This window comes from Pseudomonas syringae pv. coryli str. NCPPB 4273 (genome assembly GCF_000972175.1).
Taxonomy (GTDB): domain Bacteria; phylum Pseudomonadota; class Gammaproteobacteria; order Pseudomonadales; family Pseudomonadaceae; genus Aquipseudomonas; species Aquipseudomonas syringae.
This window is the reverse complement of record NZ_AWQP01000037.1, coordinates 45,624-61,108: the sequence shown is the minus strand read 5'-3', so window position 1 is coordinate 61,108 and position 15,485 is coordinate 45,624. Positions and strand designations below refer to the sequence as shown.

At 59.9% G+C, this 15,485-nt stretch carries 14 protein-coding genes and 1 pseudogene; 5 read left to right on the top strand and 10 right to left on the bottom strand.

Annotated elements, in window-relative coordinates:
* Positions 1-5: 5 nt before the first annotated feature.
* The 3 genes from rimM to ffh form a co-directional block, all read right to left on the bottom strand.
* Positions 6-545, bottom strand: coding sequence for a ribosome maturation factor RimM (gene rimM, locus P406_RS15785; RefSeq protein ID WP_003314225.1), 540 nt, complete (start codon positions 543-545; stop codon positions 6-8).
* Positions 546-550: 5 nt separating this feature from the next.
* Entirely contained in the window at positions 551-808 is a 258-nt protein-coding gene (gene rpsP, locus P406_RS15780) for a 30S ribosomal protein S16 (RefSeq protein ID WP_002552521.1), read from the bottom strand.
* 247 nt (positions 809-1,055) lie between these two features.
* Positions 1,056-2,432: a signal recognition particle protein gene (ffh, locus tag P406_RS15775; RefSeq protein ID WP_046236692.1), complete on the bottom strand. Its 1,377-nt coding sequence runs from the start codon at positions 2,430-2,432 to the stop codon at positions 1,056-1,058.
* 213 nt (positions 2,433-2,645) lie between these two features.
* Between ffh and P406_RS15770 the strand changes: the two genes are divergently transcribed.
* From P406_RS15770 to P406_RS15760, 3 genes are all read left to right on the top strand, one after another.
* Positions 2,646-3,458, top strand: a complete 813-nt coding sequence (locus P406_RS15770) for a cytochrome C assembly family protein (protein ID WP_003415463.1) — start codon at positions 2,646-2,648, stop codon at positions 3,456-3,458.
* Between the two features lie 12 nt (positions 3,459-3,470).
* On the top strand, positions 3,471-4,718 hold the full coding sequence (locus tag P406_RS15765; protein WP_046236691.1) for a CNNM domain-containing protein: 1,248 nt from the start codon (positions 3,471-3,473) through the stop codon (positions 4,716-4,718).
* 150 nt (positions 4,719-4,868) lie between these two features.
* On the top strand, positions 4,869-6,179 hold the full coding sequence (locus P406_RS15760; protein ID WP_003409163.1) for an MFS transporter: 1,311 nt from the start codon (positions 4,869-4,871) through the stop codon (positions 6,177-6,179).
* A 72-nt stretch (positions 6,180-6,251) separates the two neighbouring features.
* On the opposite strand, the gene purT is transcribed toward P406_RS15760, so the two are convergent.
* From purT to P406_RS15735, 5 genes are all read right to left on the bottom strand, one after another.
* Positions 6,252-7,433, bottom strand: a complete 1,182-nt coding sequence (gene purT, locus P406_RS15755) for a formate-dependent phosphoribosylglycinamide formyltransferase (protein WP_046236690.1) — start codon at positions 7,431-7,433, stop codon at positions 6,252-6,254.
* Between the two features lie 103 nt (positions 7,434-7,536).
* Positions 7,537-8,004, bottom strand: coding sequence for a preQ0 transporter (locus P406_RS15750; RefSeq protein ID WP_003391204.1), 468 nt, complete (start codon positions 8,002-8,004; stop codon positions 7,537-7,539).
* Positions 8,005-8,274: 270 nt separating this feature from the next.
* Positions 8,275-8,493 carry a DUF1289 domain-containing protein gene (locus P406_RS15745; protein WP_003415455.1) on the bottom strand — a complete coding sequence of 73 codons (219 nt, stop codon included), beginning with the start codon at positions 8,491-8,493 and terminating at the stop codon, positions 8,275-8,277.
* Positions 8,493-9,017: a gamma carbonic anhydrase family protein gene (locus P406_RS15740; RefSeq protein ID WP_046236689.1), complete on the bottom strand. Its 525-nt coding sequence runs from the start codon at positions 9,015-9,017 to the stop codon at positions 8,493-8,495. Before P406_RS15740 ends, P406_RS15745 begins: the two co-directional genes overlap by 1 nt.
* A gap of 69 nt (positions 9,018-9,086) precedes the next feature.
* Entirely contained in the window at positions 9,087-9,683 is a 597-nt protein-coding gene (locus P406_RS15735) for a CoA pyrophosphatase (protein WP_011266927.1), read from the bottom strand.
* Positions 9,684-9,833: 150 nt separating this feature from the next.
* Here P406_RS15735 and P406_RS15730 point away from each other — a divergent pair, with 150 nt between their 5' ends.
* A complete protein-coding gene (locus P406_RS15730; protein ID WP_024649588.1) occupies positions 9,834-10,385 on the top strand; it encodes an NUDIX hydrolase in 552 nt (183 codons plus the stop codon).
* A 203-nt stretch (positions 10,386-10,588) separates the two neighbouring features.
* Positions 10,589-11,011, top strand: a pseudogene (locus P406_RS15725) (L,D-transpeptidase family protein); the annotation flags it as partial.
* 114 nt (positions 11,012-11,125) lie between these two features.
* Here P406_RS15725 and P406_RS15720 read toward each other — a convergent pair.
* Both P406_RS15720 and purL read right to left on the bottom strand, forming a co-directional pair.
* Positions 11,126-11,437, bottom strand: a complete 312-nt coding sequence (locus P406_RS15720) for a YqfO family protein (protein ID WP_046236688.1) — start codon at positions 11,435-11,437, stop codon at positions 11,126-11,128.
* A gap of 5 nt (positions 11,438-11,442) precedes the next feature.
* On the bottom strand, positions 11,443-15,339 hold the full coding sequence (gene purL / locus P406_RS15715) for a phosphoribosylformylglycinamidine synthase (RefSeq protein ID WP_046236687.1): 3,897 nt from the start codon (positions 15,337-15,339) through the stop codon (positions 11,443-11,445).
* Positions 15,340-15,485: the final 146 nt, after the last annotated feature.

Genomic DNA, 15,485 nt, shown 5'->3' with positions numbered 1-15,485 from the left:
GGCATTCAGAAGTCCGCGTCCCAATCCACCTTCATCTCGCCAGCAGCCATATCGATTGCCAACACGCATTGCTCTGTATAGGGCAACAGGCGTTCACGATCATCCAGGCTACCCGCGCAGGGCTTTACAACCATTACATCGTTCGAACCGGTTTCGAGCAGGTGATCGATTTTCCCGAGCAATTGCCCGAGTTGGTCGATGACCTTGAGGCCTTCAAGCTGGTACCAGTAGTACTCGCCATCGTCCAGATCAGGGAACAGGTTACGCGGCACGCAGATTTCGTAACCGGACAGAAGACGGGCTTCTTCACGATCATCGAGACCCTTGAGCTTTGTGACCAGAAACTTGCTTTGCAAGCGTCCGCTGACCAGCTCCACCTGTTTATCAACGCTGCCCTCGCGCCGAAGCGTCCAGGTTTTGTAGTCCAACAGGTTTCCAATCGGATCAGTAAAGGAATAAACCTTCACTTCGCCGCGAACGCCATGAACCGAGTAAATCTTGCCAATGACGATCAGATCGTCGGCAGATGCAGGCGTCGCGCTCATAAGACTCAGGCCGCGGCCTTGGTCTTGTTGTGCTCTTTGAGCAGCTGGGCAACGCGCTCGGAAGTTTGTGCACCCACGCTCAACCAGTAGTTGACGCGTTCTTCGTTAACGGACAGACGGATTTCCTGACCACGGGCAACAGGGTTGAAGAAACCAACCTGTTCCTTGTGGGAACCGTCACGAGCATTGCGGCTGTCGGTTACGGTCAGGTGGTAAAACGGGCGCTTTTTGGAGCCGCCAAGGGCAAGACGGATGGTTAGCATTGAACATCGTTCCTGTAGTCGGTGCTGCAAATCTAAGATGCACAGCGGGCATAGGTGCCCGAAAGGCCGCATATTCTAAGGAATATCCCGACTTTTGCAAATGTCTTTTTCCGGCGCCTATCGGCATGCCTTCCAGATTTGCGAGGGAGCTGTCGGTATGACAGCCGGCAAAAGCCCGCATAGTGCGGGCTGACTGGGGGTCGCCCCCCAGATGGGACGCGTGCAAAGCGTCTTGCACGCGACGCAATTACATTTTTGGCATGCCGCCGCCGGGGAGCATTCCACCCATGCCGCGCATCATTTTGGCCATTCCGCCCTTGGCGGAGAACTTCTTCATCATCTTCTGCATCTGCTTGTGCTGCTTGATCAGACGCCCGATGTCCTGAACCTGAGTGCCCGAACCCATCGCAATGCGGCGCTTGCGCGAACCACTGACCAGATCCGGATCACGGCGCTCGGCAGGGGTCATCGAGTTGATGATGGCTTCCATCTGCTTGAACTGTTTTTCCGCTGCGCCCTGGGCGTTGCCCATCTGCGACAGGTTGACGCCGCCGATGCTCGGCAGTTTGTCCATCAGGCCGCCAAGGCCACCCATGTTCTTCATCTGCTGCAACTGGTCGCGGAAGTCTTCGAGGTCGAAGCCCTTGCCCTTCTTGAGCTTTTTCGCCAGCTTGTCGGCCTTGTCCTTGTCGAGGGTCTGTTCGGCCTGCTCGATAAGGCTGAGCACATCGCCCATGCCGAGGATGCGCGACGCGATGCGGTCCGGGTGAAACGGCTCCAGCGCATCGCTCTTCTCGCCCATACCGATGAACTTGATCGGCTTGCCGGTAATGGCACGCACCGAGAGCGCCGCACCACCGCGGGCGTCGCCGTCGACCTTGGTGAGGATCACGCCGGTCAGCGGCAATGCATCACCGAAGGCCTTGGCGGTATTGGCCGCATCCTGGCCGGTCATGGCATCGACCACGAACAGCGTCTCGGCCGGTTTGACCGCCGCATGCAGCGCCTGGATCTCGCCCATCATCTCGACATCGACATGCAGACGACCCGCGGTGTCGACGATGACCACGTCAATGAACTTGAGCCTGGCTTCTTTAATGGCCGCCTGGGCGATGTCCACCGGCTTCTGGCTGATGTCGGAGGCGAAGAACGTCACGCCGATGTCGTTGGCCAGGGTTTCGAGCTGTTTGATGGCTGCGGGACGATAAACGTCGACCGACACCACCATCACGGTTTTCTTCTTGCGCTCTTTAAGGAAGCGCGCCAGCTTGCCGGCAGTGGTGGTCTTGCCCGCGCCCTGCAAACCCGCCATCAGGATGACGGCAGGTGGCGTGACATTGAGCACCAGGTCTTCGTTGGCGGCGCCCATCAGGCTTTCGAGTTCGGCCTGGACGATCTTCACGAACGCCTGACCCGGGGTCAGGCTGCGCGACACCTCGGTGCCGACGGCGCGTTCCTTGACGTTATTGACGAAGTCTTTGACCACCGGCAAGGCGACGTCGGCTTCGAGCAACGCCATACGCACTTCGCGCAAGGTATCTTTGATGTTGTCCTCGTTCAGCTTGGCCTTGCCAGTAACATGGCGCAGCGTCTGCGAGAGGCGGTCAGTCAGATTTTCAAACATGCGCGATCCTTTCAGGCTCTCGTCGAACCCCGGTTGATGCGGCCCGGCCCGTAATGCAGAAATGGCGCTCGGCGAGCCTGCGGCTTGAGCAGGTCGCAGATTATAGCGAAGACTCCGTCGCACGGACACCACGCAGACTGCTTCTGTGGTCTTTCGTGATTTACCGGTTCTATGCCAAACTCAGCGTCTTTTCAGGCCCGTCCATCAGGATCTATGTCCCCTTTGCCACCCAGCCTGCTTCCCAGCCTCGCCGCCGCCATCATTTATGCCGCTGCGACCGTCTATCAGAGCCTGCGCCTGAGCCAGGCCGTCAAGCCCGACAAGCGGCTGCTTTGCCTGCTCGGTACACTGGCGGTCATCGCACATGCCACTGGTCTGTTTTCCCAACTGACGCACTCGGTCGGCCTTGGCCTGGACTTTTTCAACTCCGCCAGCCTTATCGCGGCTTCGGTGATCGTCGTCACCCTGATCGCCACGTCGCGCATTCCGGTGGAAAACCTGCTGGTGCTGTTGTTCCCGCTGGGCATGGTCACCGTACTGCTTGCCCAGTTCGCTCCTAGCGGCACGGTGCAGCCGATCATGGAAGAGCCGGGCATCCTCAGTCATATCCTGCTGTCACTGCTGGCTTACGGGATGTTTACCATTGCTGCATTCCAGGCGCTGCTGCTGCTGTTGCAGGATTACCGCCTCAAGCACAAGCACCCTTCCGGGCTGATCAAGAACTTCCCGCCGCTGCAAACCATGGAAAGCCTGCTGTTCGGTTTCCTGTGGGCTGGCTGGTCATTGCTCTCGCTGTCGCTGATTTCCGGCTGGCTGTTCGTCGAAAACCTGTTTGCCCAGCACCTGGTGCACAAGACCCTGCTCGCCTGTCTGGCCTGGATCGTGTTCAGTGTGCTGCTGTGGGGGCGTAACCGCCTTGGATGGCGTGGGCACAAGGCTATTCGCTGGACGCTGGGCGGCTTCTGCCTGCTGATGCTCGCCTATTTCGGCAGCAAGCTGGTACGCGAATTCATCCTGCACATCTGACGGGCCCTGATCATGGATAATCTGCCCCTGGGCCCGTTGCTCGGTGTCCTCGCCCTACTGCTGCTGTGGGCCGGCCTGCTGACCGCGGTCGAAGCCGCTCATCATCAGGTCAAGACGATGCGCGCCGCCAGTCGCCCGGAAAAGTCGGCGCCGCTCCCCGAGCTGGCGTTCAACCTGAACAGCCTGATTCTGGGCAATACCCTGATCAGGGTACTGATCACTGTCATTGCGACGCTTATCGCCGCCAATTACTGGTTCTACAACGGTCCGACCGTGGCCTGGCTCGCTACCGTGAGCATCATGCTGGTGTTCGCCGAATACATGCCGCGCCGCCTGGCGAACCGCCATCCCGTCTCGACACTGCTGCTGGGCAACGGTGTGCTGCGCATCCCGATGAAGATCATCTGGCCGCTGGCCTACGTGTTCAATGTTCTGGCCAAGACTCTGCTGCGTCCCTTCCTGTCTCGCGCCGTACAACAGCAGGATCAGGCTTTCGAAGACGACACGCAAAATACCCCGCGCAGTGATGCTGCCCAGGAATATTCGCCGCGCGCCAGCGTGATGTCAGGCATTCGTGCGCTGGACAGCATTACGGTCAACGACATTCTGATCCCGCGCAACGAAGTGGATGGCGTCAACCTTGATGACCCCATGGAAATGATCATCGAACGCCTGATCATTTCACGGCACACGCGCCTGCCGGTCTATCACAACGACATCAATCAGGTGCAAGGCGTCATCAATACCCGTGACATCAGCCACCTGCTGCCCAAGGGCACGTTGACCAAGGAGCAGTTGCTGGCGGTCTGCTACGAGCCTTATTTCGTGCCGGAAAGCACCCCGTTGCAGTTGCAGTTGCTGAACTTCCACAAACAGCAACGGCGTCTCGGCGTGGTGGTCGATGAATACGGGGAAGTACTGGGCATCGTCACCCTCGAGGATATTCTCGAGGAAATTGTCGGCGAGTTCGAAAGCGAACAGCGACTGGATAACCCGCACGTCAAACAACAGGACGACGGGCGCCTGGAAGTCGAAGGCGCAGCGTCCATTCGCGACTTGAACAAGAGCCTTGGCTGGCACCTGCCTTCAGACGGCCCGAAAACCGTCAACGGGTTGGTTACCGAGGCACTGGAAACCATCCCGGACGCTCCAGTGTGCTTGAAGATAGGGCCTTACCGACTTGAAATCCTCGAGACCGAGGACAACCGCGTCAAGCGTGTCGCCATGTGGCAGAACACACTGGTCCGCACCTTCAAATAGATGTCTGCTTTCAAATAGATCCCCGCTCCACCCTTGCCTCTCGACCCATTCGGGTTACTCTGCTCGACGCTGCACCCACAATCACAATAAATGCATGCTTGCCGGAATACGGTCGTTGCCGACCGGCAAGTCGACTGTCAGGGAATCCGCATGACCAGCACCCCGCTCTCTCGCGAAGATCACGACGCGCCCGCAAAGCCGGTGAATTCGACGACCCGCGTCGCTACGGCCAGCTTCATCGGCACAGCCATCGAGTTCTACGACTTTTACGTTTATGCCACCGCCGCCGCCTTGGTGATCGGCCCGGTATTTTTCCCGCAGACCTCGGGCACCGCCCAGATGCTGTCGTCATTTCTGACCTTCGGCATCGCCTTTCTCGCTCGCCCTCTGGGGTCTGCGCTGTTCGGTCACTTCGGCGACCGGATCGGGCGCAAGTCGACGCTGGTGGCCTCGCTGCTGTTGATGGGGATCTGCACCACACTGATCGGCGTATTGCCCGGTTACGCGACGATCGGGGCGTGGGCGCCGATTCTGTTGTGTGTGCTGCGCTTCGGTCAGGGGCTTGGCCTGGGTGGCGAATGGGGTGGCGCGGCGCTGCTGGCGACCGAGAATGCCCCGAAAGGCAAGCGCGCCTGGTTCGGCATGTTTCCGCAACTGGGCCCTTCGATCGGCTTTCTCGCCGCCAACGGCCTGTTTCTGGCGCTGGCCATGAGCCTCGATGACGAGCAGTTCCGTTCGTGGGGCTGGCGGATTCCATTTCTGCTCAGTGCCGTACTGGTCATGGTCGGGCTGTACGTGCGACTGAAGCTGGAAGAGACGCCCGTCTTCGCCAAGGCCATGGCTCGCCACCAACGTGTCAGCCTGCCAATCGTGGAAACCTTCAGCCAGCACTGGAAACCCATGCTGCTCGGTGCGGCGTCGATGGTGGTCTGCTACGCACTGTTTTATATCTCGACGGTGTTTTCGTTGAGCTACGGCGTGGCCACTCTGGGCTATACCCGTGAGACATTCCTGGGGCTGCTGTGCTTTGCGGTGCTGTTTATGGCGGCGGCAACACCACTGGCCGCACTGGCGAGTGATCGCTTCGGGCGCAAGCCAGTGTTGATTGCGGGTGGTGTGCTGGCGATCCTGTCAGGTTTCACCATGGAGCCGCTGTTGACCCACGGCAGCACCTGGGCTGTGGCGCTGTTTCTGTGCATTGAATTGTTTCTGATGGGCATCACGTTCGCGCCGATGGGCGCGCTGCTACCGGAGCTGTTCCCGACACAGGTCCGCTACACCGGGGCATCGGCGGCCTACAACCTGGGTGGAATCGTCGGAGCGTCGGTCGCCCCCTTCTTCGCCCAGAAACTGGTGGCGATGGGTGGCCTGAGCTGGGTGGGCGGGTATGTGTCTGCTGCAGCGCTGATCAGCGTGCTGGCGGTGCTGAGCCTGAAGGAGACGCGGGACAGCGAGCTATAGCCTTGAGGTGATGGTGAGTGCAGGCAGCAAGAACACGCGCAGCGTTGTTTCTTGCCGCCTGCGGCGTGAGCCTTACAGCTTGACGCTAACTGCCTGTGAGGCACGAGTGGCCTTGGCACGGGCGGCTTCGATGGACTCGTCACGCGCCAGGGCAACGCCCATACGCCGCTGACCGTTGACTTCCGGCTTGCCGAACAGACGCAATGCAGTATCAGGCTCGGCCAGTGCAGCGCCGAGGTTGGCGAAAGCGGTTTGCGTGGACTGGCCTTCGACCAGAATCACTGCCGAAGCCGAAGGGCCGAACTGACGGATCAACGGAATCGGCAGGCCAAGAATCGCCCGCGCGTGCAGGGCAAACTGCGACAGGTCCTGAGAAATCAGCGTCACCAGACCGGTGTCGTGCGGGCGCGGCGAGACTTCGCTGAACCACACCTGATCGCCCTTGATGAACAGTTCGACGCCAAACATCCCGCGCCCACCCAATGCCTCGGTCACCGCCTTGGCAACCCGCTCGGACTCTGCCAGCGCAACCGGGCTCATGGCCTGCGGCTGCCAGGATTCCTGATAGTCGCCCTTTTCCTGACGATGCCCAACCGGCGCGCAGAACGTGGTGCCACCGATGTGACGCACGGTCAGCAGAGTGATTTCGTAATCGAAGTCGATGAATCCTTCGACGATGACGCGACCCTTGCCAGCGCGACCGCCCTCTTGCGCATAATCCCAGGCTTTCTGTACGTCATCGGTGCTCTTGAGCAGGCTCTGCCCTTTGCCCGAAGAACTCATGACCGGCTTGACCACGCAAGGGAAACCGAGGTCTTCGACCGCCTTGCTGTACGCCTCGAAAGTGTCGGCAAAGTGGTAAGGCGAGGTCGGCAGCTTCAGCTCTTCGGCTGCCAGACGACGAATGCCTTCGCGGTTCATGGTCAGTTGCGCGGCGCGTGCGGTCGGGATCACGGTGAAGCCTTCGGCCTCAAGCTCGACCAGCGTCGCGGTGGCGATGGCTTCGATTTCCGGAACGATGAAATGCGGCTTCTCGGCCTCGATGACTGCGCGCAGTGCCGCACCGTCGAGCATGTTGATCACATGGCTGCGATGCGCGACCTGCATGGCCGGCGCGTTCTCGTAACGGTCAACAGCGATCACTTCAACGCCGAGGCGCTGCAGCTCGATCACGACTTCCTTGCCCAGTTCGCCGCTGCCGCAGAACAGTACGCGCGTCGCGGTGGGCGACAGTGGAGTTCCGATTTGAGTCATCTCAGGTCCTCGTGAAGCAGATGTCGAGGGCTGCCCGCCGTATGCAAGCAACCGCTGTGAAGAAAGTCGCGCAATTTACCACGAAGCCCCGGCAAATGGGCGCTCAGCCTGGACACGCACTGTTGCGCGCCCGCCAGGCCATGATCATCCAGACAATGGTCACGCCAGCGAACTTCGATGCCAGCGCGGTAAGCACGACCGGCGCCGTCAGGGCGTCGATCATGCCGAAGAAGATAAAGGTATCCAGCGGAATGCTGAGTGCCGAGCTGATCCACAACCGATCACGCAACGGGCGTCTGGTAATGCTGAACACCAGCCAGTCAATGCATTCGGAAACCGCAAACGCCGTGGCGCTGGCCAGGGCGATGGTGGGGTCGCTGGTGACATAGGACAGGACCAGCGCCACCAGCATGGCAATGATCGCGCCATGGCCAAAGCGAATCTGCACCATGTCCCGCAACACGAACACCAACCCACCCCAGGCAGACCAGATCATGTCCAGATGCGGCGCACTGGAAAAGGCGAAGTTGATCAGCACGACACTGCTGATGTAGGCGATCAGGAAAAGCATGGAGGGTTATATGCTTGAGGAAACGGATGGCAATGATAGCAAACGCTGGCCGCTCACACGCTTCGCACTCAGTCTCAACTATCGTGCGGCGCTCCGCGTCGTATGCCGTTCTGGACGCTGTGCGTCCTCTTAGCGACGCAGAGCGTCGAGAACTGCATTCCCACGCTGGAGCGTGAGGAACGATCATCGTAACTATCGTGCGACGCTCCGCGTCGTATGCCGTTCTGGACGCTGTGCGTCCTCTTGGCGACGCAGAGCGTCGAGAACTGATCAGCGTGCTTCGCCCACTGTCCACATCAGGCCGCTGGCTCGAGCGCGCTCGTCGCACAGGCCGAGCACCACGCGGCGCTCGTCGTTGCTCATGCGGCTCCAGCGGGTGATCTCGGTGACGGTTCGCTGGCAACCGGTGCATATATCTTGCTCATCCAGTGCACAAATACTCACACACGGGGAACGGACCGGTTTTTCGATCGGGGTATCAGTACTCATCAATCTTCCTGCACCGCCAGGTCACGGGCGTAACGCTGGGCATTGTGTACGTAATGGGCTGCGCTGGCTTCCAGCATCGTCTTCTGCACATCAGTGAGTTCGCGCACCACTTTACCCGGTGACCCCATGACCAGCGAGCCATCAGGAATGACCTTGTTTTCTCCGATCAGCGAATTGGCGCCGATGATGCAGTATTTCCCGATCTTCGCGCCGTTGAGGATGACCGTATTGATGCCGATCAGGCTGTAATCGTCAACGCTGCAGCCATGCAGCATGGCGTTGTGGCCGATGGTCACGCCCTTGCCGATACTCAGCGGCGACCCCATGTCGGTGTGCATGACTGTACCGTCCTGCACATTACTGTTTTCACCGATGTGAATCAGCTCGTTGTCGCCCCGCAATACCGCGTTGAACCACACACTTGCCCCCGCCTCGAGCCTGACATTGCCGATCAGCGTTGCATTGGGAGCCACCCAGCTCTGCGGAGCGGTCTGGACACGGGATTCTCCCAGGCGAAATTTCATGCAGCCTCCTCGGGCGGGTCGTACTCATGGGGACGAACTATAAACAGTGACGCTTCAGATACCGGTGGCTCAGATTGTCGAACGTTCGGGCGGATGATGCAGGCTGATCCTGGTGTCGTACAGCACATTGACCAGCTCGACGATCATGATCGCGGTAAGCCCCCAGATCTTGTACTCGCCATAACGGTAACTGGGCACGTACCAGCTGCGGCCTTCGTAATCGATACGGTGAGTGTGCTCGCGCGTGTCCTGACGAAAGAATTCCAGCGGTACGCTGAAGACTGCAGCGATCTCGGCGTCGTTGGGCTGGTATTCGACGAAGTCAGGTATCACTCCTACATAAGGCGTGACCTTGATACCGTGCTTGGAGATCAGCGGACTTAACGGCCCGATCACCTCGACCAGCCCGGGAGGCAGGCCGATCTCCTCCTCGGCTTCGCGCAGCGCAGTGAAAATCAGATCGGGGTCGCCCGGGTCGCGACGGCCACCCGGAAACGCCACTTCACCGCCATGCGTCGACAGGCCACTGGCGCGCAGGGTCAGAATCAGCTCGGGTTGCTCGCTGCGGGTAATCGGCACCAGAACAGCCGCCTCGGGGAATTGTCGATCCGAGTCGAGGGTTTCTGGCGTGTGCCTGACTACACGGCGAAGTAGCTCATCCAGCATGGGAAATCTCGATCTGTTGCCTGTCTGGCATCATGCACCAAAGCAACGCTGCGCCCAAGCCCTTGTAGGACAACTCCTGTCACACAGAGGGTTGCCGAGCCGCTGCACGACAGGCCAAGATAGCGACTGCGTTCACTATCGACTGATCCCATGAAATTTTGCAGCCAGTGCGGCAACCCTGTTATCCAGCGCATTCCCGAAGGCGACAGCCGTTTGCGCTATGTCTGCGAGCATTGCCACACCGTTCATTACCAGAACCCGAACATCGTTGCGGGCTGCCTGGTGACGCTGGGCGGCAAAGTGCTGCTGTGCCGAAGGGCCATCGAGCCGCGCCTGGGTTTCTGGACGCTGCCGGCCGGTTTCATGGAAAACGGCGAAACCATCGAGCAGGCTGCACGACGCGAAACCATGGAGGAAGCCTGCGCCACCCTGAGCGAACTGCATCTGTACACCTTGATCGACGTGCCGCATATCAATCAGGTGCATGTGTTCTATCGTGGGGAGATGGCGAATGAGGCATTCGCCGCAGGCACCGAGAGCCTGGAAGTGCAGTTATTCGACGAAGCAGACATTCCATGGTCGGACCTGGCTTTCATGACAGTCGGGCGTACCCTAGAATACTTCTTCGCGGATCGGCGTCGCCAGGCCTACCCGGTTCATACCAGCGCCCTTCCCCCGTCACGTCCGTTGCTGGACACCTGAACGCCAGGGTCGCACACAACATCGGCGCTTTTTGTCAAAGAAGTATCTTCAGGGAAATCGTAATGCGCTGGTTGCTCGCCCTCTTTTGCATGTCGTTCATGCCGCTTTCGCAGGCCGCGTTTACTCAGACCATCGTGCCCAAGGGCAGCGAACAGAAAATCATCAATAACAAGGTCATCAATACCGAGAGTATCGCCAGCAAGCCGATCGATAAGGTGCTGGTGCTCAAGTCAGCGCGCCAATTGCAACTGATCAGCGGTGGCGAGGCCTTGAAGACCTACCGAATCTCGCTGGGCAAGAACCCCAAGGGCACCAAGCTGCAGGAAGGCGACCAACGCACGCCGGAAGGTTTCTACTGGATCGACTGGCGCAAACCCAGCAATAACTACAACCTGTCGATGCACATTTCCTACCCGAATGTCTCGGACTCGGCACGCGCACGCTCCGAGGGCGTGAAACCGGGCAGCATGATCATGCTTCATGGCACACCGGTGGATGAAGAGTATCCGGAATGGTATTTCCACACGCTGGACTGGACCAACGGCTGCATTGCGCTGAAGAACAACGACATGCGGGAAATATGGGATCTGGTGAAAGACGGGACGATGATCGAAATTCGACCTTGAATGTGCGGCGTTGCGCATTCGCGAGCAGTTGGCTCCCACGAGATACTCTGAACGATGTTTATCGTCGCCACGCTCCAGCGTGGTGACGCATTTCCGGACGCTCTGCGTCCAGCTTCAGAACTCTGCCAGCCGCCATACTTCGTAAGCAGGCGTTTCGTAGGGATGGCTCTGCTTGAGCGCCACCACCACGTGCTGAATCAGCTCCTCAGCGACGACAAGCTCGACCTTCCACTCTTCCACCGACTCGACCACACCGCTCTGCCCGATAAATGGCTGACTGCCATCCAGCGGGCGGAACTGGCCCTGGCCGAGCACTTGCCACGAGCAGTGATCGTAAGCGCCGATTCGCCCTGCACCAGCAGCGAATACGGCGTTCTTGACCTCGTCCACATGGCTCGATGGAACAAAGAAGGCGAGCTTGTACACGCGCCTTAGTTAACCCAGGCCCGCGCGTTGCGGAACATGCGCATCCATGCACCGTCCTCGTTCCAGTCCTCGGGACGCCACGAGTTCTGCACGGCACGGAATACACGCTCCGGGTGCGGCATCATGATGGTCACACGACCGTCGAGGGTGGTCATGCCGCCGATACCGCGTGGCGAGCCATTCGGGTTGGCCGGGTAGGTTTCAGTGACCTTGCCGTGGTTGTCGACAAAGCGCAGCGCCACGGTGCCGGACACGTCCGCCTCGAGCAGTGCATCGTCATTGCGGAACTCCGCGTGCCCTTCGCCATGCGCGATCGCGATTGGCATGCGCGAACCGGCCATGCCCTGCAGGAAAATCGACGCCGACTCCTGAACCTGAACCATGGCCACGCGCGCTTCGAACTGCTCGGAGCGGTTACGCACGAAATGCGGCCAGAACTCGCTGCCCGGAATCAGCTCGTGCAGGTTGGACAGCATCTGGCAACCGTTGCACACGCCAAGCGTGAAGCTGTCGGAACGCTCGAAGAAACCCTGGAACGCATCACGCGCACGGCTGTTGAACAATGCCGACTTGGCCCAGCCTTCGCCGGCGCCCAATACGTCACCGTAAGAGAAGCCACCGCAGGCGACCATACCCTTGAAGTCGTTCAGGTCGACACGACCGGCCAGGATATCGCTCATGTGCACGTCGATTGCGTTGAAGCCGGCACGATCAAAGGCTGCCGCCATCTCGACCTGACCGTTGACACCCTGCTCGCGCAAAACGGCAACCTGAGGACGAACACCCGTCTTGATGTACGGCGCGGCGATATCTTCGTTGACGTCGAAGCCCAGCTTGACGGTCAGGCCCGGGTTGTCTTCTTCCAGCAGCGCATCGAATTCCTGATCCGCGCATTCGGCGTTGTCACGCAGGCGCTGGATCTGATAGCTGGTCTCGGCCCACTGACGTTGCAACAGACGGCGCTGGCCAGTGAATACCGGCTCGCCATGGAAGCTGATCGAGACTTCATCGTTGTTGATCGGCTGACCGATCACCGCCACGCAGTCTTCCAGACCGGCCGCGCTGAATTGCGCCAACACCAGTGGAGTAGCGTCCTGACGCACCTGAATGACCGCGCCCAGCTCTTCGTTGAAGAGGATCGCGCTCAGTTCGGAAACGTTGTCGGCCACCCCGTCGAGGTGCAGGTTCAGACCGCAGTGACCGGCGAAAGCCATTTCCAGCGTGCTGACCAGCAGACCACCGTCGGAACGGTCGTGATAGGACAGGATATGACCGTCGGAATTGAGGCCCTGAATCACGGCGAAGAAGGCCTTGAGGTCTTCAGCATCGTCGACGTCCGGAGCGATGCGGCCGAGCTTGCCGTGAGTCTGCGCAAGAATCGAGGCGCCCATGCGGTTCTGGCCACGCCCCAGATCGATCAGGATCAGGTCGGTGATGCCCTTGTCCATGCGCAGCTCGGGCGTCAGGGTCTGACGGATGTCGACCACTGGCGCAAAGCCCGTCACGATCAATGACAGCGGCGAGGTCACGCTCTTTTCGGTGCCCTCGTCGCTCCAGCGGGTCTTCATGGACATCGAGTCCTTGCCCACTGGAATGGTGATCCCCAGTTCCGGACACAGCTCCATGCCGACCGCTTTCACGGTGTCATAAAGACGCGCGTCTTCTCCAGGGTGGCCGGCAGCCGACATCCAGTTGGCCGACAGCTTGATGTCAGAAAGCTTTTCAATACGCGAGGCCGCGATGTTGGTCAGCGTTTCGCCGATTGCCATACGGCCCGACGCCGGAGCATCCAGCAACGCCAGCGGAGTCCGCTCGCCCATCGCCATGGCTTCGCCAGTGTTGACGTCGAAGCTGGTGGCGGTCACGGCGCAGTCAGCCACAGGCACCTGCCATGGACCGACCATCTGATCGCGAGCGACCAGGCCGGTGATGCTGCGGTCACCGATGGTGATCAGGAAGCTTTTGCTGGCGACTGCCGGGTGGCGCAATACGCGCTGGACACTTTCTTCGATGTCCAGTGTGCTCGGGTCGAAATCATCGCCGATCTCTTCTTCGCGTGCGACCGAACGGTGCATGCGCGGCGCCTTGCCCAGCAGGACTTCCAGCGGCATGTCTACCGGACTGTTACCGAAATGGCTGTCGGTGACGGTCAGTTGCGGCTCTGCAGTGGCTTCGCCGACAACCGCAAACGGGCAGCGCTCGCGCTCGCAGATAGCCTTGAAGCGCTCGAAATCCTCGACGCCCACGGCCAGCACGTAACGTTCCTGGGATTCGTTACTCCATATTTCCAGCGGGGCCATGCCAGGCTCGTCATTGGGTACGTTACGCAGTTCGAAACGTCCACCGCGATCGCCATCGTTGACCAGTTCAGGGAAGGCGTTGGACAGACCACCGGCACCGACGTCATGTATGAAGCTGATCGGGTTACGGTCGCCCAACTGCCAGCAGCGGTCGATGACTTCCTGGCAACGACGCTCCATCTCGGGGTTTTCACGCTGAACCGAAGCGAAATCCAGGTCTGCAGAGCTGGTGCCGGTCGCCATCGAGGAAGCCGCGCCGCCACCCAGGCCGATCAGCATCGCCGGGCCACCCAGTACGATCAGCTTGGACCCTACAGTGATCTCGCCCTTCTGGACGTGATCTTCGCGGATGTTGCCCATACCGCCCGCGAGCATGATCGGCTTGTGGTAACCACGCACCTCGTCACCGTGCGGTGTGGTGATGGATTGCTCGAAGGTACGGAAATAGCCGGTCAGCGCCGGGCGACCGAACTCGTTGTTGAACGCCGCGCCACCCAGCGGGCCTTCAATCATGATGTCCAGCGCAGTCACGATGCGCTCGGGCTTGCCGTACGGCACTTCCCAAGGCTGCACGAAACCGGGGATCTGCAGGTTGGAGACGGTGAAACCGGTCAGCCCGGCCTTGGGCTTGGCACCGCGACCGGTTGCACCTTCGTCGCGAATCTCACCGCCGGAGCCGGTCGCTGCACCAGGAAACGGCGCAATGGCGGTCGGGTGGTTGTGCGTCTCGACCTTCATCAGAATGTGCACCGGCTCCTGAACCGCGCCGTACTGACGGGTTTCAGGGTCCGGGAAAAAGCGACCGGCGACGTTGCCGACGATCACCGAAGCGTTGTCCTTGTAAGCGGACAGCACGCCTTCGCTGTGCATCTGGTAGGTGTTCTTGATCATGCCGAACAGGCTTTTTTCCTGGCTCTGGCCGTCGATGTCCCAACTGGCGTTGAAGATCTTGTGGCGGCAGTGCTCGGAGTTAGCCTGGGCAAACATCATCAGCTCGATGTCGTGCGGGTTGCGCCCCAGACCGTTAAAGCTGGTGATCAGGTAATCGATTTCATCTTCGGCGAGGGCCAGGCCCAGCTCGACGTTGGCTTTTTCCAGCGCCGCGCGGCCGCCACCCAGAATATCCACGGCGGTCAGCGGCTTGGGCTGAGCGTGGCTGAACAGGTTGGCAGCCTGCTCGAGCTCGCCCAATACCAGTTGCGTCATGCGGTCGTGCAGGCTGTCGGCGATTGCCTGGGCCTCGGTCTCGCTGAACTGGCCTTCTACATAGAAGGCAATCCCGCGCTCGAGGCGCTGGATTTTGCTCAGACCGCAATTGCGAGCGATGTCGCTGGCCTTGCTCGACCAGGGTGAAATGGTGCCAAAACGCGGCAACACCAGAAACAGACGGCCGCTCGGCTCTTGAACCGGCACGCTGGGGCCGTATTTCAGGAGACGGTCGAGAACCTGCTGTTCTTCGCTGGTCAGAACGTCGTTGACGTCAGCGAAGTGGGCGAATTCGGCGTACAAGCCACTGACAGCTGAAACTTTTTGTTTCAGTTGTTCTAGTAATTTGCTGTGGCGGAAAGCAGAAAGGGCAGGAGCACCGCGCAGGATCAACATCTTCGGGACAGCCTCGAGAAGGGGGTGTGCTTTGAGGCCGCGTATTCTAGCCTAAACCGGGCATTTGATCACCCAAAACGGCGTCATCCGCTGCGCCCGAATGTCGCCCCACGCAAAAAAACTCCGGAAATGCCGGTAAAAGCCAC